This window comes from Pseudaeromonas sharmana (assembly GCF_042649925.1).
Taxonomy (GTDB): domain Bacteria; phylum Pseudomonadota; class Gammaproteobacteria; order Enterobacterales; family Aeromonadaceae; genus Pseudaeromonas; species Pseudaeromonas sharmana.
Genome location: NZ_JBHSAF010000002.1, coordinates 259,068 through 275,854, shown reverse-complemented (window position 1 = coordinate 275,854; position 16,787 = coordinate 259,068). Strand labels below are relative to the sequence as shown.

General features: G+C 55.1%; 17 protein-coding genes and 3 tRNA genes. 11 read left to right on the top strand and 9 right to left on the bottom strand.

Features of this window, described 5'->3' with window-relative positions; genetic code table 11:
• Positions 1-63: 63 nt before the first annotated feature.
• On the bottom strand, positions 64-588 hold the full coding sequence (locus ACFOSS_RS04810) for a DUF308 domain-containing protein (RefSeq protein WP_377150962.1): 525 nt from the start codon (positions 586-588) through the stop codon (positions 64-66).
• Between the two features lie 282 nt (positions 589-870).
• On the opposite strand from ACFOSS_RS04810, the gene mutY reads away from it, so the two are divergent.
• Positions 871-1,944, top strand: coding sequence for an A/G-specific adenine glycosylase (mutY, locus tag ACFOSS_RS04805; protein ID WP_377150960.1), 1,074 nt, complete (start codon positions 871-873; stop codon positions 1,942-1,944).
• A complete protein-coding gene (locus ACFOSS_RS04800; protein ID WP_377150958.1) occupies positions 1,941-2,216 on the top strand; it encodes an oxidative damage protection protein in 276 nt (91 codons plus the stop codon). The genes mutY and ACFOSS_RS04800 overlap by 4 nt, the downstream gene beginning before the upstream one ends.
• 67 nt (positions 2,217-2,283) lie before the next feature.
• Here the strand turns inward: ACFOSS_RS04800 and ACFOSS_RS04795 are convergent, their stop codons facing one another.
• From ACFOSS_RS04795 to ACFOSS_RS04785, 3 genes are all read right to left on the bottom strand, one after another.
• Positions 2,284-3,831: a DHA2 family efflux MFS transporter permease subunit gene (locus ACFOSS_RS04795; RefSeq protein WP_377150956.1), complete on the bottom strand. Its 1,548-nt coding sequence runs from the start codon at positions 3,829-3,831 to the stop codon at positions 2,284-2,286.
• A gap of 10 nt (positions 3,832-3,841) precedes the next feature.
• Positions 3,842-4,981 carry an HlyD family efflux transporter periplasmic adaptor subunit gene (locus ACFOSS_RS04790; protein WP_377150954.1) on the bottom strand — a complete coding sequence of 380 codons (1,140 nt, stop codon included), beginning with the start codon at positions 4,979-4,981 and terminating at the stop codon, positions 3,842-3,844.
• A gap of 108 nt (positions 4,982-5,089) precedes the next feature.
• Positions 5,090-5,590 (bottom strand): MarR family transcriptional regulator, encoded by a 501-nt coding sequence (locus ACFOSS_RS04785; RefSeq protein ID WP_377150953.1) that lies wholly within the window; start codon positions 5,588-5,590, stop codon positions 5,090-5,092.
• A 223-nt stretch (positions 5,591-5,813) separates the two neighbouring features.
• Here ACFOSS_RS04785 and ACFOSS_RS04780 point away from each other — a divergent pair.
• The 9 genes from ACFOSS_RS04780 (at position 5,814) to ACFOSS_RS04740 (ending at position 11,530) form a co-directional block, all read left to right on the top strand.
• Positions 5,814-5,889 (top strand) — tRNA-Phe (locus tag ACFOSS_RS04780).
• A 70-nt stretch (positions 5,890-5,959) separates the two neighbouring features.
• Positions 5,960-6,035, top strand: a tRNA-Thr gene (locus ACFOSS_RS04775).
• 6 nt (positions 6,036-6,041) lie between these two features.
• Positions 6,042-6,117: transfer RNA gene (locus ACFOSS_RS04770), tRNA-Phe, on the top strand.
• 209 nt (positions 6,118-6,326) lie between these two features.
• Positions 6,327-6,692 carry a phage protein NinX family protein gene (locus ACFOSS_RS04765; RefSeq protein WP_377150951.1) on the top strand — a complete coding sequence of 122 codons (366 nt, stop codon included), beginning with the start codon at positions 6,327-6,329 and terminating at the stop codon, positions 6,690-6,692.
• A 156-nt stretch (positions 6,693-6,848) separates the two neighbouring features.
• Positions 6,849-7,577: a MotA/TolQ/ExbB proton channel family protein gene (locus ACFOSS_RS04760; RefSeq protein WP_377150949.1), complete on the top strand. Its 729-nt coding sequence runs from the start codon at positions 6,849-6,851 to the stop codon at positions 7,575-7,577.
• Positions 7,577-7,993 carry an ExbD/TolR family protein gene (locus tag ACFOSS_RS04755; protein ID WP_377150947.1) on the top strand — a complete coding sequence of 139 codons (417 nt, stop codon included), beginning with the start codon at positions 7,577-7,579 and terminating at the stop codon, positions 7,991-7,993. Before ACFOSS_RS04760 ends, ACFOSS_RS04755 begins: the two co-directional genes overlap by 1 nt.
• Before the next feature lie 518 nt (positions 7,994-8,511).
• Entirely contained in the window at positions 8,512-8,721 is a 210-nt protein-coding gene (gene cspE, locus ACFOSS_RS04750; protein WP_377150944.1) for a transcription antiterminator/RNA stability regulator CspE, read from the top strand.
• Between the two features lie 155 nt (positions 8,722-8,876).
• Complete coding sequence (locus tag ACFOSS_RS04745) at positions 8,877-10,505, top strand: MltF family protein (protein WP_377150942.1); 1,629 nt, start codon at positions 8,877-8,879, stop codon at positions 10,503-10,505.
• A gap of 80 nt (positions 10,506-10,585) precedes the next feature.
• Positions 10,586-11,530 carry a ZIP family metal transporter gene (locus ACFOSS_RS04740; protein WP_377150940.1) on the top strand — a complete coding sequence of 315 codons (945 nt, stop codon included), beginning with the start codon at positions 10,586-10,588 and terminating at the stop codon, positions 11,528-11,530.
• On the opposite strand, the gene ACFOSS_RS04735 is transcribed toward ACFOSS_RS04740, so the two are convergent.
• Genes ACFOSS_RS04735 through cyoB form a run of 5 tightly spaced genes read right to left on the bottom strand, consistent with a single transcriptional unit; the run spans position 11,510 to position 16,787 of the window.
• On the bottom strand, positions 11,510-12,889 hold the full coding sequence (locus ACFOSS_RS04735; RefSeq protein WP_377150938.1) for an MFS transporter: 1,380 nt from the start codon (positions 12,887-12,889) through the stop codon (positions 11,510-11,512). The genes ACFOSS_RS04740 and ACFOSS_RS04735 overlap by 21 nt on opposite strands.
• A gap of 60 nt (positions 12,890-12,949) precedes the next feature.
• A complete protein-coding gene (cyoE, locus tag ACFOSS_RS04730) occupies positions 12,950-13,834 on the bottom strand; it encodes a heme o synthase (RefSeq protein ID WP_377150937.1) in 885 nt (294 codons plus the stop codon).
• A 10-nt stretch (positions 13,835-13,844) separates the two neighbouring features.
• Positions 13,845-14,174, bottom strand: coding sequence for a cytochrome o ubiquinol oxidase subunit IV (locus ACFOSS_RS04725; RefSeq protein ID WP_377150935.1), 330 nt, complete (start codon positions 14,172-14,174; stop codon positions 13,845-13,847).
• On the bottom strand, positions 14,171-14,806 hold the full coding sequence (cyoC, locus tag ACFOSS_RS04720) for a cytochrome o ubiquinol oxidase subunit III (protein WP_377150933.1): 636 nt from the start codon (positions 14,804-14,806) through the stop codon (positions 14,171-14,173). The genes ACFOSS_RS04725 and cyoC overlap by 4 nt, the downstream gene beginning before the upstream one ends.
• Positions 14,796-16,787, bottom strand: a complete 1,992-nt coding sequence (gene cyoB, locus ACFOSS_RS04715) for a cytochrome o ubiquinol oxidase subunit I (RefSeq protein ID WP_377150932.1) — start codon at positions 16,785-16,787, stop codon at positions 14,796-14,798. The genes cyoC and cyoB overlap by 11 nt, the downstream gene beginning before the upstream one ends.

Below are 16,787 nucleotides of genomic sequence, written 5' to 3'. Positions count from 1 at the left end.
CGAATTATCCAAAGATAGACGGTTGACGCAAGCGCAACCGTCGCAAATGGCACATCAATAGCCTTATTCATGCTCGTACAAGGTCGGTGCTGTTGCCACCGTACGCCATAACAGCCAGCCCTGTTGCAGCAGACTCAAGCCGAAGGCCATACCAACCATCCAGGCCACGCCGCTGGCTCCCGAACCCAAGACCAACACCCCGAACAGCAGCGTCAGCAGCGCCGGAATATTCGTGCGCCAGCCGGCACCCCGCCGCCAGCTGACCAGCGCCGCCAGTACCAACCCCACCCCCAGCAATAACGCGGCTAGCCCCAACGTCAACTGTGGCCACAGTAATAGCAGCACACCAATCAGCAAGTAACCCCAGAATGGCAAGGCAAACGACGGGTACCCCGACTGCTGTAAACGGCGGCAAGTCCACAGGCCAGTGAGGCCGCTAATGGCGATGCTGGCCCCCAACAACATGGCCGCCGCCATGCCGATGTAAAACGGCAAAATGATGGCCAGTGCCCCCATCACCATCATACCGATGGCCAGCCAACGCGCCTGGCGTCGTGAGTCCAGGGTCAGTGCTCTAGCTATTTTCATGTTGCGGCTCCTCTGTACAGCGTCTCCACCCTTTAATGTGGTTGAGCCCGGTCACAATCAAGACCGGAGGTGTGCTATTCGTTCGCTCATTGTGCTCCGGTTCAGGTGGCATCGAGACGATTACCCGTCAAATGAGACCCTATTCACCATAGATTATTAAATCAAACTTAATAATCTACCTACTTGTTGCGCCGCCACAGGTAATGCCACATCTTTTCCGCGGTTTACAAGCCGCCGTGCCCATGCTGCAATCGCGCACCTGCCACCCAGAGGAGATGCCCGGTGAGTGATGCCTTACCTTCGTTTAGCCAACGCCTGCTGAGCTGGTACCACCAGCATGGCCGCAAGCATCTGCCGTGGCAGCAGGACAAGACGCCATACCGGGTCTGGGTATCGGAAATCATGCTGCAGCAAACCCAGGTGCAGACCGTCATTCCCTACTACCAACGCTTCATGGCGCGGTTTCCCGAAGTCAATGCGCTGGCGGATGCGCCGCTGGACGAGGTGCTGCACCTGTGGACCGGGCTGGGTTACTACGCACGGGCGCGTAATCTGCACAAGGCGGCACAACAGATCCGCGATCAACACGGCGGCGTGTTTCCCGAGGAGTTTGCCGCCGTGGAGGCACTGCCGGGCATAGGCCGCTCGACCGCCGGCGCCATCCTGTCGCTGGCACTGTCACAACACCATGCCATCCTCGACGGCAACGTCAAACGCGTGCTGACGCGCTGGCTGGCCCAAGCGGGCTGGCCGGGGGAGAAACGGGTGGAACAGAGCCTCTGGCAATGGGCCGAGCGGCTGACGCCACAACAGGGGGTGGCCGACTATAACCAGGCGATGATGGATCTGGGTGCCAGCCTGTGCAGCCGTAGCCGCCCCCAGTGCACGCTGTGTCCGCTGCAGGCCGACTGCCGCGCCTGGGCCGCCGGCACACCGACCGCCTATCCGCAGCCCAAACCGAAGCGAACCGCGCTGCCGACCCGCCACTGCACCCTGCTGCTGGTTGTCGCCGACCAGGCGCTCTGGCTGGAGCAGCGCCCCGCCAGCGGCCTCTGGGGCGGGCTCTACAGCCTGCCGGAGTTTGCCGATCACTCCGCCGCCGAGGCCTGGTTGCAACAGCAGTTCCCCGGTGAGCACACACTCACGGCGCTGAGCGGATTCCGTCACACCTTCAGCCATTTTCATCTGCAGATCAGCCCGCTGCTGGTCCAGCTGTCCCGGCGCCCGCCCCCAGCCTGCATGGAGGGCGTACGCCAACTCTGGTATAACCTGAATCAACCGGCCAATGTCGGTCTGTCGGCGGCCACCGTCAGACTGCTGGCTTATCCCGAACTTGTTTCTGCGAGGTCCTCATGAGCCGTACCGTTTTTTGCCAACGCCTGAAGAAGGACGCCCCCGGCATGCCATTCCAGCTGATCCCCGGCGAGCTGGGCAAACGCATCTTCGACCACATCAGCCAGGAAGCCTGGAGTGAATGGCAGAAGAAGCAGACCATGCTGATCAACGAAAAAAAGCTGAACATGATGAATGCCGAACACCGGGCCCTGCTGCAGGCCGAGATGGAGCGCTATCTGTTTGCCGGTGAAGAGGTGCAGATCGACGGCTACGTGCCGCCAGAGCAGAAATAAGCCGCACCGAAAAAAGTGAGCGCCCACTGGGGCGCTCGTTTTTTTGACGCGTCACGCAAGCTAACGCCTAGTGATCACCCCCACCAGCGCCCGCCGGATGGAACGGCGGTTTGGCGAGCCAGACCACCAGCGTCAGCCCGAGAAACAGCAGCGCCGAAAGACCAAAGATCTCGTTACTGCCGAGCAAGAACCCCTGTCGGGTGATCTCGCGCGCCAGATAGGCACTGCCCTGGTCGCTGGAGAAGCCGGCGGACTGCAGCGCCGCCAACGCCTGCTGGCTGGTCGGGTTATAGGGATTGATCGCTTCGGTCAGCCATTCGTGATGCACCGCCTCACGTCGCTCCCACAGGGTGTTGATGATCGATGCCCCGATAGAGCCCGACAGGGTGCGCAGGAAGTTCGACAGGCTGGAGGCGCTGGCCAGCTGATGCGGCTTGAGCCCGGAGAACGAAATGGTGGTCAATGGCATGAAGAAACAGGCCACCGCCAGCCCCTGCCAGAATTGCGGCCACACTACCGACGCCATGCTCATCTGCGGCGTAAACCAGGTGCGCGCATAAAAGCAGATGGCATAGACCAGGAAGCTGATCGTCACCAGCACCCGCATGTCGAGGCGGTGGGCATTCTTGCCGATGATCGGCGACAGAAATACCGGCAGGATCCCGACCGAGGCCGCGGCCAATCCGGCCCAGGTCGCGGTATAGCCCAGCTGGGTCTGCAACAACTGCGGCAACAGCACTATGGTGCCGAAGTAGAGCAGGTACGCCAGGCTGATACAGCCAACCCCGATGGCGAAGTTACGATGCGCAAACAGCGACAGATCGACAATCGGGTTGTCATCCGTCAGCTCCCAGATGATCAGCGCTATGATGCCGACCACGGCCACCACCGCCAGCACAATCACCTCGGTTGACGAGAACCAGTCCAGCTCCTTGCCCCGATCCAGCATCAGCTGCAAGGCACCGATCCCCAAGACCAACAGCGTCAGGCCGACGCCATCGATGGGCCGGCGTTCGGTCTGGGTCTCCCGACCACGCAACAGACGGGCACACAACAACAGCACCACTATGCCCAACGGCACATTGATGAAGAAGATCCAGCCCCAGTGATAGTTGTCACTGATCCAGCCACCGAGGATCGGCCCGAAGATCGGCGCGACGATCACCGTCATCGACCACAGCGACAGCGCCATGCTGCGCTTGCTGGGCGGATAGTTGGCCAGCAACAGGCTCTGGGAGAGCGGAATCATCGGGCCGGCTACCGCGCCTTGCAGCACCCGGAACAGGATCAGCAGCTCCAGGCTCGGCGCCATGCCACACAGCCAGGATGCGATCACAAACAGCGTCGTCGACCAGAGGAACAGCCGTACCTCGCCCAGCCGCTTGGCCAACCAGCCGGTCAGCGGGACCGAGATCGCATTGGCCACACCAAACGAGGTGATCACCCAGGTCCCCTGCGAACTGGAGGCTCCGAGATTACCGGCAATGGTCGGGATCGCCACGTTGGCGATGGTGGTATCCAGCACCTGCATGAAGGTGGCCAGCGACAGCGCCAGCGTCAACAGGGCCAGGGCACCACCGTCCAGTGGTACCAAGGGAGTGGATTTTGCCTGCATGGCGCGCTCCTCAACCGGCGTGGCTGTTGTCGGCGATGATGCGGGCAATGCGGCCATCAATCTCCTGCATGTCGACATCCAGTACCGATGTGGTGGCCACAGGCTGGTCCGCCTTGGCTGCCAGGACGCTGTCACCATGACGATCGCTGATATCGACTTTCGCCAGCATCGACAGACCCAAACGCAATGGATGCTGACTGAGCTCGGCCGGATCCAGGCTAATGCGCACCGGCAAACGCTGTACCACCTTCAGCCAGTTTCCGGTGGCATTTTGTGCCGGCAGCAACGAGAACACAGAGCCGGTACCGGCCGCCAATCCCAGAACCTTGCCGTGGTAAACCTGCTTGTCACCATAGACATCTGCCGTCAACTCGACCGCTTGACCAATGCGGATGTGCTCGAGCTGGATCTCCTTGAAGTTGGCATCCACCCACAGTTGATCCAGCGGCACCACCGCCAGCAGCGGTGCGCCTTGTGTGACATGCGCACCGACCTGCACTGAACGTTTGGCGACAACACCGGTCACCGGACTGACAATCCGGGTGCGTTGTAATGCCAACCAGGCTTCGCGCACCTGCTCGGCTGCATGCAGAACTTCCGGTTGTGCCTGCAGGCGGGTTCCCTGCAACTTGGCCTGCAACGCATTGCGCTCGGCGATGGCCACATCCAGCGCGGCCTTGCCCTCTTCGACGCTGTTGCGGGCATGCAGCACCTCTTCTCGACCAACCGCATTGCTCAAGCCCAGCACTTCACGCCGCGACTGGTCCCCCTGCAAGCGGGCCAGCTCGGCACGGCGCAAGGCAATCATGGCGTCGTACTGTTGCAGTTGCGCCTGTTGCTGAGCAATGGCCCGCACCGCCTGAGCCAGTTGGGTTTCAGCCTGCAGCAAAGCCAGATTGGCATCCGTTTGATCCAGCTCCAGCAGAGGGCTGCCGGCGGCGACCAGTTGGGTGTCATCGGCATGGATACTAACAACATTGCCAGCAATCCGCGCACTGACCGGCACCACATTACCGGCCACATAGGCATCATCAGTCGTTTCACTATTGCGAGCCAGATAACACCAACCCGCGGCGGCACCGCCGACCAGTAAGCCAGTTACCAATAACCCCAACAGGGCCTTTTTACGCGTTGCAGATTGGGCACTCATTATTCTCTCCACAGCCTGGTCAGTGCTCGCCGACCAGCAATTTCAATTGTGATAATCACAGATGTTATTATTAAGACGAAAAAACAGCGGCTGTTACCACAGCCACGATTACTCTGACGATTCGGGGATCACTTCCAGCACGCGCCGCATCAGACGAGTAAACTCGGCGCGCTCTTCTGGCGCAAACGGTGCCCACATGGCGCGCAGGCGCGCGCGCTGGCGTGGCAGCATGTCAGCCAAAAACTGTTCACCGGCCGGCGTCAGTCGCAGCAACTGGCAACGTCTATCTCCTGCCACTTCATGGCGATCGACCCAACCGCGAGCCACAAGCTCGTCAGAGATGCGAGTACCGCTTGTACGCGAAGCACCGAGCATCAGGCTTAGTTCAGAAGGTTGAATACCATCATCCGCCGTCAGCAGAATCACCAGCGCTAGAAAGAGCGGCTCGGTCAGCCCCTCTTCAGCCAGTAAGCGCGCCTTTGCTTCAGCCAAGCGGTGCTGGGCGGCCGATAACAGACGGCCCATCAACAACTCCTCGACCGGCGTTCCGGGTCTGAGCTCTTCGCAGCGGGCAATCATTTTTTCGATCGGCAACTTACAGGGGTTCATGCTGGATTCCTCTGCCATCAATAACGGGTGGAATAATAACATATGAAACTATCTAGGGAATCCCGGACCTTGCCATGCACTATCCCTGCTGACGAAATAATCACAGGCGTGAGCTAATTCGCGATTTTTGCTCAACTATTCGGCAAACAGTCATCTGTTCCCCGAAACAGGCAGAAAAGAGAGTTGACTTGCCCTGGGCGAATCGGTTTAATAGCGCCCCGTCGCCCAGATAGCTCAGTCGGTAGAGCAGCGGATTGAAAATCCGCGTGTCCGTGGTTCGATTCCGCGTCTGGGCACCATTATCAGGCAAGTTCGCAGTAGCGAATTAGCAACAGGTTTAAGGTACGAGAGTACAACAAGATAAAGTGTGCCGGCTTAGCTCAGTAGGTAGAGCAACTGACTTGTAATCAGTAGGTCACCAGTTCGATTCCGGTAGCCGGCACCACTCTTCGCCCAGATAGCTCAGTCGGTAGAGCAGCGGATTGAAAATCCGCGTGTCCGTGGTTCGATTCCGCGTCTGGGCACCATATAGCACAAGGCCCTGCAGCAATGCAGGGCTTTTTGTTTTCCTCTGCACTGTCGTTATCTCTGGCCTAGCCAGACGCAACGGCCAATTATGGCGTCAACCTCACGTCAGCCTGCAACGACGGCATGCCTGCACTTATTCTGCCAGGGATTCATAAAGAACAAAAAAATGGCCTCTCGAACATGTTTAACGTGACAGGCATCACGTTTCATGGATAATGACGGCGAATTTTTAACCGCCTCTTCACTACGCAGCCAAAGACATCATATGAATCACAACGCTCTGAACGACCAACAGATCGATTCCCTGATTGCCGATGCCCTGGGGATCACCCACCCTCATTTTTCCCCCTGCAACAACATCAACGATGCGTGGCCCATTATTGAAAAGTACAATCTGGCGTTGATCCCCGGACATGAAAATCAAGGCTGGATAGCGATCGCCTTTCCCGGCATTCTCAGCAAAACCAAACAAACGATTGAATTGGCTGGCAGCCAGGTCATAGAGTCCAACCCACTTCGAGCCGCCATGATCGCTCTGCTCCGGGCACAGACAGTGCTGCAGCTCGACGTCTAAAGCACGCCAGCAGAAGAGTCTCAAAACCCGTCTTTACAACGAAGCTCGCCACACTGGCCAAAAAAGAAAAACGTGGCGCAGTGACAAGAAACGTTGATGATAACAAATATCATTTGTATATTTGTGACCCACATCGTAGAGACAGGTAAAGGATCCATGACAGAGTTTTTCGGCACAGACAGCAGTTGGTTAGCCCACCTGATGCATCATGACAACACCGCTGGTCGAGTAATCGCCATCCTGATGCTGCTGATGTCTGTTGGCTCATGGGCCGTAATGGTCATAAAAGGGCTGGCCATGGTCAGTGAAAAACGCCAAGCACGCCGTTTTCTGGCCCAATTTTGGTCTAGCCGCAATCTCCATCAAGTCGCAGAGCACGTATCCAGCCAGGAGTGTAATGATCCGTTCAGTCGTATAACACGAGCCGGACTCAAGGCATCGGAGCAGTTGCAGCATGGGCCGACTCAAGCCTCCCTTGATTCATCATCAAGCGACGAGTTTCTCACGCGCTCGTTGCGTCGAGCCATCACTCATGAAACGCTGCGGCTGGAAGCAGGATTGACCATTTTGGCGACAATAAGTACAGCGGCGCCATTCGTCGGCCTGCTGGGAACCGTGCTCGGTATCTATCACGCGTTGCTGGCCATAGGCCAAACCGGTCAGGCCACACTCGACAAAGTAGCAGGCCCGGTCGGCGAAGCGTTGATCATGACGGCGTTTGGCTTGGGGGTCGCCCTACCGGCCGTCATTGCTTATAACGTCTTTGCACGAGCCAACCGCGTACGCATCGCCGACCTGGATGGTTTTGCTCATGACATTCATGCTCTGTTGACTACCGGCTACGCCAACGCAATGACCAACAGTGCCACAAGAGGGGTGGCATAATGGCATTCGGCAAGTTTTCTGCAGAAGACAATTTTCAACCCAGCGCAGAAATCAACATGATCCCGATGATCGATGTGATGTTGGTGTTATTGATTGTCTTCATGATCACTGCACCACTGATGACCCATTCTGTTCAGCTGGAATTGCCGCAAGCCAGTAGCACGATCAATAAAACGGACGAAAAAGACATCAGTTTGGCTATCGATGCCGAGGGTCATGTCTACTGGAACGGGCAAAAAATATCCAATGCGCAACTGTCTGAAAAATTGCAGCAGACCGCCCAGATAGCCAACCAGCCCCAACTGCAGATTCAGGCGGATAAACATCTGAATTACGGACGTTTAGTCGAGATTATTTCCGAAGCTTCACGTCTTGGAGTTCACAAGCTGGCTTTTGTCAGCGATCCCGCGCAGTAACGCCACCGCTCAAACAGAGCGGCAGTAATAAGGATGTTGCACCGCCTTCAGCCAGGTGCAGCTTTGCACCTTTGCGACAAAGCTGCATCCACCAGATAAGCCCCAGGTAGCTAGACGCCTACTGATATACACCGCCGTCAAAAACACTCTGTAGCAAGAGAAGAACGTGAGCTGAAAAGCAGTTGCGTGCAAATGGGGCCTCTGCATTCTAGCCAACTACCCCAAGGAAGCTAAGGCTATGGTCTGCGGAGTCACAAACATAACCAAGTGCTTGAATTTCTGTTGGAACCACCAAAGTGTGCCGAGGGACGACGACGCGATAACAAACCGTTTGCAATTCGAGGTGTGAGCACGTAGAGTGCTTAGATGCCGTCAACGTGGCATAAAAAGTAACAAAGTTGTCCTTTCTCGCTTTACGGCTAGTTGCCGTCATTCACGAGTAGACCTGTCTTGTTATGTTTTTATCGTCGGTCCGTAGCTCGGCAACTATCGTCATTTCAGATTCAAAAGGAAACATCATGTCTAGCGTGACTGGTACCGTAAAGTGGTTCAATGAAGAGAAAGGTTATGGTTTTATCACCCAGAGCAATGGCGGTCCGGACGTATTCGTTCACTTCCGTGCTATCCAGGGTGATGGTTTCAAGACCCTGCGTGAAGGCCAAGCTGTGAGCTTCACCATTGAACAAGGCCAAAAGGGCCCGCAAGCTGCTAACGTAGTAGCTGGCTAATGTTTTGCAAGGGAGGCAGCCGCCTCCCTTCGTTTATTGAGACATTCAGTTTCATCATCCCCCCTTACTGCAAACAAACATTGCGCTACACCACAGCCCTGCACCCCAACACTAGCTATTAGTTCCTGTCCCCCTTAAATTCGTACTCTTTCTCGATGAGCCGCTATTGGCACCTTTTGCTTGCCCCTTCTGATGGAGACAGATCGATCATGGGCTGGAAATTCTGGACTTTACTCTCTGCTGCCAGCCTGATCACGTTAACACTGCTATTCTGGCCTGAGCCTGACCAAGCAGAGCAGCACCGCCAGCTTTACCTGCAACAACTGGAGCAAAGCCGTGAGCAGGCATTGAGCGCATTAAGTAAGCCAGAACAGATTGTGGAGCGCGCAGCTCACCTTCCATCGTTGCTACCTCAGCAGATCATGCCAGAAGGCGGTGACTGGCAAGCCATCCGCAAACGTCGGGTGTTGCGTGTTGCCGTCCCGTATACCCGCACTTATTTCTACAATGACAACTCGCTTACGCGTGGAATAAGCACCGAAATCCTCGCTGAACTGGAACATTACCTGAACGTCACACTGAAAACCGGTAACGACCCCATCGCCATTCTTGCTGTACCAGTCGATCAGACGCAATTATTAAGCGCGGTGACGGATGGGATTGCCGACGTAGCCATCGGCGACATCACCATCAGCGCTGAGAGCTTGCGACTTGTAGACTTTATCGGTTTTAAAGGGTTAGAACAGTTCGACATTCTAGTTGCCGGCCCCTACAGTCCGGTGATCCGCGAAGAGAGCGATCTCAGTGGCAAACCGCTGGCCATCCGACGTGACAGTCGTTACCAGAAGAGCCTGGATCGTCTCAATCAGCGATTAAAATCTGCAGGTAAAGCCCCGACAGACAATAGAAGCGTGCCGGATGAGCTGGAAGATGAAGATTTACTGGAAATGCTGAATGCAGGACTGCTGGACTTTGCCGTGATTGATGATCGCAAGGCAAGGCTCTGGCGTCCGGTTTATCCGGATATACGACCCTACCAAGCGATTCGTCTAAGCAGCGGCAAACGGGTTGGCTGGGCAATACGCAAACATTCGCCACTGTTAGCCAAGGTTCTGATGGGATTTGGTGATCTGGCTGGCAAGGAACAGCAAGCGGCCATTCGTTTTGCCAAATATCAAAGCAAGGTTCCACCTCTTGCGGCAGCTAGAGCCAAGTCTGAGCTGGCAAAGGTGCAAGCTATCGATGACCTGATTCAGCAACTCGGCAGTGACTACCACTTTGACCCCCTGTTGCTGCTCGCTCAAGGCTACCAACTATCTTGTTTAGATCAGTCGGTTATCTCCCCTGATGGACCAGTTGGCATCATGCAGGTGATGCCAACCACAGGACAAGCGATGCAAGTTGGTGACATTCATCAATTAGAACCCAATCTGCATGCCGCCATCAAATATCTGGCCGAGATAAGGGAAAAACACTTCAGTGCGCCGGAAATTCCAGCGCAAGACAAGATGCTGTTCGCGATTGCCGCTTACCAAGCCGGCCCGGTTACCATAGCCAGAATGCGTGACTTAGCTGCGGCTCAGGGTAAGGATCCGGATCGCTGGTTCGGAGAGGTAGAGCTGGTTGTTGCGCGTGAACTAGGCAACGAAACTGTTCGCTATCTGCGCAACATTCTAAAATATTATGTGGTGTATGATCAGATGCTTAATAAACAGTTACTCTCCCAACCAGGAACCAGGCCAGCACAGACACCTCTGCTGCCCGAGCGAGCTCGACAGAGTTAAGTTGCCATAGGAACGGGGTGACAAGACTGCAATAACAGGGTTTAATTTTGAGAACAATTATCAAGTTCTAGGTCGTAACCATGGATGCCGAATCGCAAATCCCGCTTTCTTCACCGACAGCTTCTTGGCGACATCAATTACAGCGTGACGTGCGCGCTCACCCTATTACGGCAATCAGCCTATTGCTGGCCCTGTTGGCCGTGCTTCTATTACTCGCGCAGAGTCTGGTCAGCCTGATGATGGGAGATGCGACGTTGGCTACGCGCTATGGCGCCTACGGTGGACTGGCCGGATTTGCAGCGACAGCGCTGGGAGCTCTGCCCGCACTTGTCTTACGGCGCGTACCACAAAAATTTGAGGACGCCATGCTGGGGTTCGCAGCCGGCATGATGCTGGCTGCGAGTGCCTTTTCGTTGTTGTTGCCCGGATTAGCCGCTGCCCGCGATCTGACCCAGAGTGGCGGCCTTGCAGCGGTGATCGTCGTCTTCGGCATGGCGCTTGGCGTGCTGTTAATGCTGGGACTGGATCAGTTCACGCCTCACGAGCACGACAAGACGGGTCCTTGTGGTCCTGGCTATCAGGCCTGCCCTCGCGTCTGGCTCTTTGTGTTCGCTATCGCATTGCATAATCTTCCCGAAGGCATGGCCATCGGCGTGAGTTTTGCTCGCGGCGACATGAGCGTTGGATTACCACTCACCACGGCCATAGCACTACAAGATATTCCTGAAGGGCTCGCCGTCGCCTTGACCCTGTATGCGGCAGGTTTCCGCAGCCTGGTTGCCGTTGGTGTGGCCATCCTTACTGGCCTGCTTGAGCCCATTGGGGCCCTGATCGGCATCGGGCTGGCCAGTGGCTTGGCGATGGCCTATCCGATTGGGCTAGGCTTAGCCGCAGGAGCCATGTTGTTCGTTGTTTCCCATGAAGTGATTCCGGAAACACACCGCAACGGCCATCAGACCTTTGCCACACTAGGTTTGATGCTGGGTTTCGCGCTGATGATGACCCTAGATACCGCGTTGGGATGAGATCCATCTCATCAATGGTTCGCGCGCGGTCAGTTGCTTATCAATTTTTAGATAGGCACTGGCCTCTTCCGGCACAACCATCACCTCAAGGACGCCTGGTAGAGCCTGCAATCCGCTTTGGAGTTGTGCCACATTTAACAAATCGTCGGCTTCGAGTTCCAGGCGTACCCCCCGGACGTTGCCTGGCTCCTGAATTTGCCAGCTAAGCCCCCACCAGAGCAGTGCAATCACAGTGGCCGCGGTAAGTAATCCGGATGCGCCATACTGCTGTGCCAGCAAGCCACCCAGCCCACCGCCACAGGCAATGCCGAAAAATTGCGCTGTTGAATATACCCCCATCGCCGTTCCTTTGAGCCCTGCCGGCGCCAGTTTACTCACCAACGTCGGCAACAATGCCTCTAACAGGTTAAAGCCAAGGAAAAACAACCCCAGGGCCAAAAGCACGGTTATCTGTCCTTGGTTATCACCATAGCCTCGCCACCACAGCCCTTCGGCGAACAGCAACAGACCTATGGCCACAAGATAAAGATATCGCACTCGTTGGTAACGCTCAGCGACTACCACACACGGAATCACCAGCACCATAGCAATGACCATGGCTCCCAGCATCGGCGACCACTGCTGGTCCGCCAAATACCCTACTGCGGATAGCACCGAAGGTAAGGCCTGAAATGACAGCATCAACAATAAATGCAGCATGAAGATACCCAGGTTCAGCTGCATCAGGCGTTTGTCCTGCCAGATCGAGCCTAGCGCCGCTGGAATCAGCTCAGCCTCACGATTGCGCAGCGTAGCGGACTCCTTAGGGATGAACCATAGCAGACAGGCAATCGCTGTTGCAGCCAATCCCGCCACTAACCAGAATACAGCAGAGATTCCAGCATGGCTGGCAAGCCAGGGGCCAATGCAGGTAGCCAACGCAAAGGTGCCCCCAAAACTCATGCCAATCACGGCCATACCAAGACTACGATAACGCTCGCTGGTCAGGTCGGATAGCAGAGCCATTAGCACAGCAGAAATGGCTCCCGCTCCCTGTAAAAAACGCCCCAAGATCAGCCAGGCAATGTGGTCACTGCATGCTGGAAGCAGACTGCCAATCAGCATCAGAAATAGGCCTAACAGGATTAAAGGCCGGCGCCCCACTCTGTCAGACCATAAACCAAACGGTATCTGGAATAATGCCTGCGCCAATCCATAGATACCGATTGCCATTCCGATCAACAACGGCGTAGCCCCCTGCAATCGGGCACCATAAATAGCCAGCACCGGTACCACCATGAACATACCAAGCATTCTGAGTGCAAACAGTAATCCAATACCGGCAATAGATTGGCACTCACGAGACGTCAGTGCGCTCATGGGAACTCCTGCTTTTTGAAACGAATAGAAAGGGCGGCCGCTATGGCCGCTACACGCAGCTTAACGCAGTACCGTCAGGCCGAGCTCATGGGCGGCGACAAAGTCGACCGACATCATCACACTCAAGACGGTAATGGCAATGATAGAGAAAAGAAAGAGCTGCCTCGCCCAGAGTCGGCAGTCTTCAAGGCGATAGCCACGTATTGCCAGCCATAACCAGCTCACGCCAACCAGAGTAGCAACCGCCAGGTAGCCATTACCGGCATAACCTGACGGCGTCAACATCAACGCCGCGACGGCAAAGGCAGCAATATAACGCACCATATGCAGCCTGGTGACCTCAATGCCAGATCGAACCGGCAACACAGGGATGCCCGCGCGCTGATAATCCTGCAGTCTGAAAATCGCAATGGCATATGAGTGCGGCATCTGCCACAGACTGAAGATCAGCAGCAACAACGCAGCGGCAATATCGAATTGATGGGATACCGCGCAATAACCAATAACAGGTGGCATCGCACCCGATAAGCTACCTACCAGTGTCCCGTAAACCGAACGTCGCTTCAGCCACAACGTATATAAGCCAACATAGATGACAAAGCCAGCCAGGCCAAGCCACATGGCTAATGGTGTCGTGAACCAAAGCAGCATCAAGCCTGAGCCCCCCAAGACCACGCCATACAGCAAGGTGCTTCGAGGCGAAATCAAACCCTGAACCAACCCTCGATTGCGCGTCCGTTCCATCAGCGCATCAATATCCCGATCAATCAGGTTGTTGAATACGCATCCGGATGCGATAACCAGCGACACCCCCAGCAGGGTCAATAAAAACAAGGGGGCATCAAAAGCACCGCGGGAGGCCAGGAAAAAGCCTCCGGCTACGGAGATCAGATTCCCGGCAATGATCCCGGGCTTGGTGACCAGCCAATACTGCTTCAGCTTCATTATTCCATTCTCAATGCGACATATTGTGATTCAAATGGAACATAATCCACAGCGATCCGACCACGACAATGGCAATGATGATGGCAGTGAAGATGAACGCCATCATATTCCACCCTTCATCGGACCGCGTATTCATGTGCAGGAAGAATCCCAGCTGGACCAACACTTGAACAACAGCAAAAGCTGCAATCACATAGACCGTTGTCATAGGCGACATGCTGGGATACATGACCAGTAAAAAGGGTATAACCGTCAGCACTACCGACAACACGAAGCCGATACTGTATGACTTCACGGAGCCGTGGCTGGCTCCCGCCAGTTTATGATCGTGGATGCTCATGCCAGTGCTCCCATCAAATAGACAACGGTAAAGACACAAATCCAGATGATGTCCAAGAAGTGCCAGAACAGGCCTAAACACATCAGACGAGTACCGCTCTTGGCCGTCAACCCTTTGTTATGGATTTGCAACATCAGCACCAGCATCCATACGAGCCCTGACAACACATGCAGGCCATGAGTACCGACCAAGGTGAAGAAGCCGGACAGGAAACCACTGCGGTCGGGCCCCCACCCCTGATGAATCAAATGTAGGAATTCATTGATCTCCATGCCGATGAACACAGCGCCAAATACAAATGTCACCGCCAGCCAGCCCATTACCTGCGATTGATTTTTCCGGTAGTAAGCAAGCATGGCAAAACCATAGGTAACTGAACTAATAAGCAGGCAGAAGGTCTCTACCAGCACATAGGGCAGCTCGAATATCTCCTTGCCACTCGGTCCGCCGGCCACGCTAGCTGACAGCACAACATAGGTTGCGAACAGGGTGGCAAACAAAATGCAGTCGTTCATCAGGTAGATCCAGAATCCGAAGATGGCATTGCCACCTGCATCATGGTGATGCTCATCCCCTGATCCGTCATGGGCGGCCACAGTGGCCGCCGGATGATGCAAGATTTCAGCTGACATGACTTACCCCTGCCTTGCGAAGATTATCCAGATGTTGCTTTTCAGTTGCGGCGACCACCTCCACAGGAACGTAGTAATCAACGTCATCGTTGAAGGTGTGCAGGATATAGGTGGCCACCATGCCAACAAACCCAACGATAGCTAGCCACCAAATATGCCAAACCAGCGCGAAACCCATCACCAGACTGAATGCGCTGATGATCAAACCTGCACCGGTATTGCGCGGCATATGAATCGGAGCATAGCCAGATGGTTGCTGATAAGCCTCGCCGCGTTGTTTCATATCCCAGAATGCATCACGCTCCTTGACCTGAGGCAAATGGGCAAAGTTATAAAATGGCGGAGGAGATGAGGTCGACCACTCCAGCGTGCGCCCGCCCCAAGGATCGCCGGTTTCATCCCGCAACAGATGACGGTCTCGCACACTGACCGCCAGCTGGATCAGCTGACAGATGATGCCAAATAAAATGATCACAGCACCGACCGCGGCAATGGCCAGCAGCAGGTGATACTCAGGATCAATCTGATTGCTGACTCGACGAGTCATACCCATGAAGCCGAGGGCATAGAGCGGGATGAAGGCAACAAAGAAACCGCTGATCCACAGACCAAATGCCCATTTACCCCAGAACTCATTCAATTTGAATCCTAACGCCTTGGGGAACCAATAATTGAACCCAGCCAGGTAACCAAATACCACACCACCGATAATGACATTATGGAAGTGAGCAATCAGAAACAGGCTGTTGTGCAACACGAAGTCTGCTCCAGGTACTGCTAGCAGCACCCCGGTCATGCCTCCCAGCGTGAAGGTAAAAAGAAACCCTATCGTCCAGAGCATGGGAACGGAAAACTCGACTCGCCCTCGGTACATAGTGAAGAGCCAGTTGAATATCTTAACTCCGGTGGGTATCGATATAATCATGGTGGCTATACCGAAGAACGAGTTCACGTTCGCCCCCGCCCCCATGGTAAAGAAGTGGTGCAGCCAGACGATGAACGACAATATGGTGATGACGGCCGTCGCCCACACCAGTGAGGTGTAACCAAACAGCTTCTTCTTACAGAAGGTAGCCACAACCTCGGAGAAGATTCCGAACGCTGGCAGAATCAGGATATAGACCTCAGGATGCCCCCAAGCCCAGATGAGATTCACATACATCATCTGGTTTCCACCCATGTCATTGGTGAAGAAATGGGTCCCCAGATAGCGATCCAGCGTCAGCAAGGCGATCGTCGCCGTCAGAATCGGGAAAGAGATGATAATCAGCACGTTGGTACAGAATGCCGTCCAGGTAAACACTGGCATCTTCATCAGGCTCATACCTGGAGCACGCATCTTCAAAATCGTGACGAAGAAGTTGACCCCGGTGAGCAAGGTACCAATACCCGATATCTGCAAGCTCCAGATCCAATAGTCGACCCCGACGCCCGGACTGAACTCGATGCCAGAAAGTGGCGGATATGCCAACCAACCGGTCTGAGCGAACTCACCTACACCCAACGAGATATTGATGAGTGCAACACCAACCACAAAGAGCCAGAAGCTCAATGAATTCAGAAACGGGAACGCCACGTCACGCGCACCGATCTGCAGTGGAACGACGATATTCATCAGGCCTACCATGAACGGCATCGCCATGAAGAAAATCATGATCACACCATGCGCGGTAAAGATTTGATCGTAATGGTGTGGCGGTAAAAAGCCCTCACTGCCAGCCGAGGCGGCCGCCATTTGCATGCGCATCATGATGGCATCCGCAAAGCCGCGTAGCAGCATGAGCATGGCTACCAGGATGTACATGATCCCGATTTTTTTATGGTCAACCGACGTTAACCATTCACTCCATAACCAGGTCCACTTGCGAAAATAGGTCAATGCCGCCGCAATGCCTAATCCCCCGAGGATCATGCTGCCGACAGCCACCATGATGATGGGTTCATGAAATGGAATCGCATCCAGAGTTAATCTGCCTAACAT

Excerpts from the sequence above, each read along its gene's own strand:
- ACFOSS_RS04810 (WP_377150962.1), bottom strand. The coding sequence starts at position 588 with ATGAAAATAGCTAGAGCACTGACCCTGGACTCACGACGCCAGGCGCGT.
- ACFOSS_RS04800 (WP_377150958.1), top strand. The coding sequence starts at position 1,941 with ATGAGCCGTACCGTTTTTTGCCAACGCCTGAAGAAGGACGCCCCCGGC.
- ACFOSS_RS04795 (WP_377150956.1), bottom strand. The coding sequence starts at position 3,831 with ATGCAGGCAAAATCCACTCCCTTGGTACCACTGGACGGTGGTGCCCTG.
- ACFOSS_RS04790 (WP_377150954.1), bottom strand. The coding sequence starts at position 4,981 with ATGAGTGCCCAATCTGCAACGCGTAAAAAGGCCCTGTTGGGGTTATTG.
- ACFOSS_RS04785 (WP_377150953.1), bottom strand. The coding sequence starts at position 5,590 with ATGAACCCCTGTAAGTTGCCGATCGAAAAAATGATTGCCCGCTGCGAA.
- ACFOSS_RS04765 (WP_377150951.1), top strand. The coding sequence starts at position 6,327 with ATGGATAATGACGGCGAATTTTTAACCGCCTCTTCACTACGCAGCCAA.
- ACFOSS_RS04760 (WP_377150949.1), top strand. The coding sequence starts at position 6,849 with ATGACAGAGTTTTTCGGCACAGACAGCAGTTGGTTAGCCCACCTGATG.
- ACFOSS_RS04755 (WP_377150947.1), top strand. The coding sequence starts at position 7,577 with ATGGCATTCGGCAAGTTTTCTGCAGAAGACAATTTTCAACCCAGCGCA.
- cspE (WP_377150944.1), top strand. The coding sequence starts at position 8,512 with ATGTCTAGCGTGACTGGTACCGTAAAGTGGTTCAATGAAGAGAAAGGT.
- ACFOSS_RS04745 (WP_377150942.1), top strand. The coding sequence starts at position 8,877 with ATGAGCCGCTATTGGCACCTTTTGCTTGCCCCTTCTGATGGAGACAGA.
- ACFOSS_RS04740 (WP_377150940.1), top strand. The coding sequence starts at position 10,586 with ATGGATGCCGAATCGCAAATCCCGCTTTCTTCACCGACAGCTTCTTGG.
- ACFOSS_RS04735 (WP_377150938.1), bottom strand. The coding sequence starts at position 12,889 with ATGAGCGCACTGACGTCTCGTGAGTGCCAATCTATTGCCGGTATTGGA.
- cyoE (WP_377150937.1), bottom strand. The coding sequence starts at position 13,834 with ATGAAGCTGAAGCAGTATTGGCTGGTCACCAAGCCCGGGATCATTGCC.
- ACFOSS_RS04725 (WP_377150935.1), bottom strand. The coding sequence starts at position 14,174 with ATGAGCATCCACGATCATAAACTGGCGGGAGCCAGCCACGGCTCCGTG.
- cyoC (WP_377150933.1), bottom strand. The coding sequence starts at position 14,806 with ATGTCAGCTGAAATCTTGCATCATCCGGCGGCCACTGTGGCCGCCCAT.
- cyoB (WP_377150932.1), bottom strand. The coding sequence starts at position 16,787 with ATGTTAGGCAGATTAACTCTGGATGCGATTCCATTTCATGAACCCATC.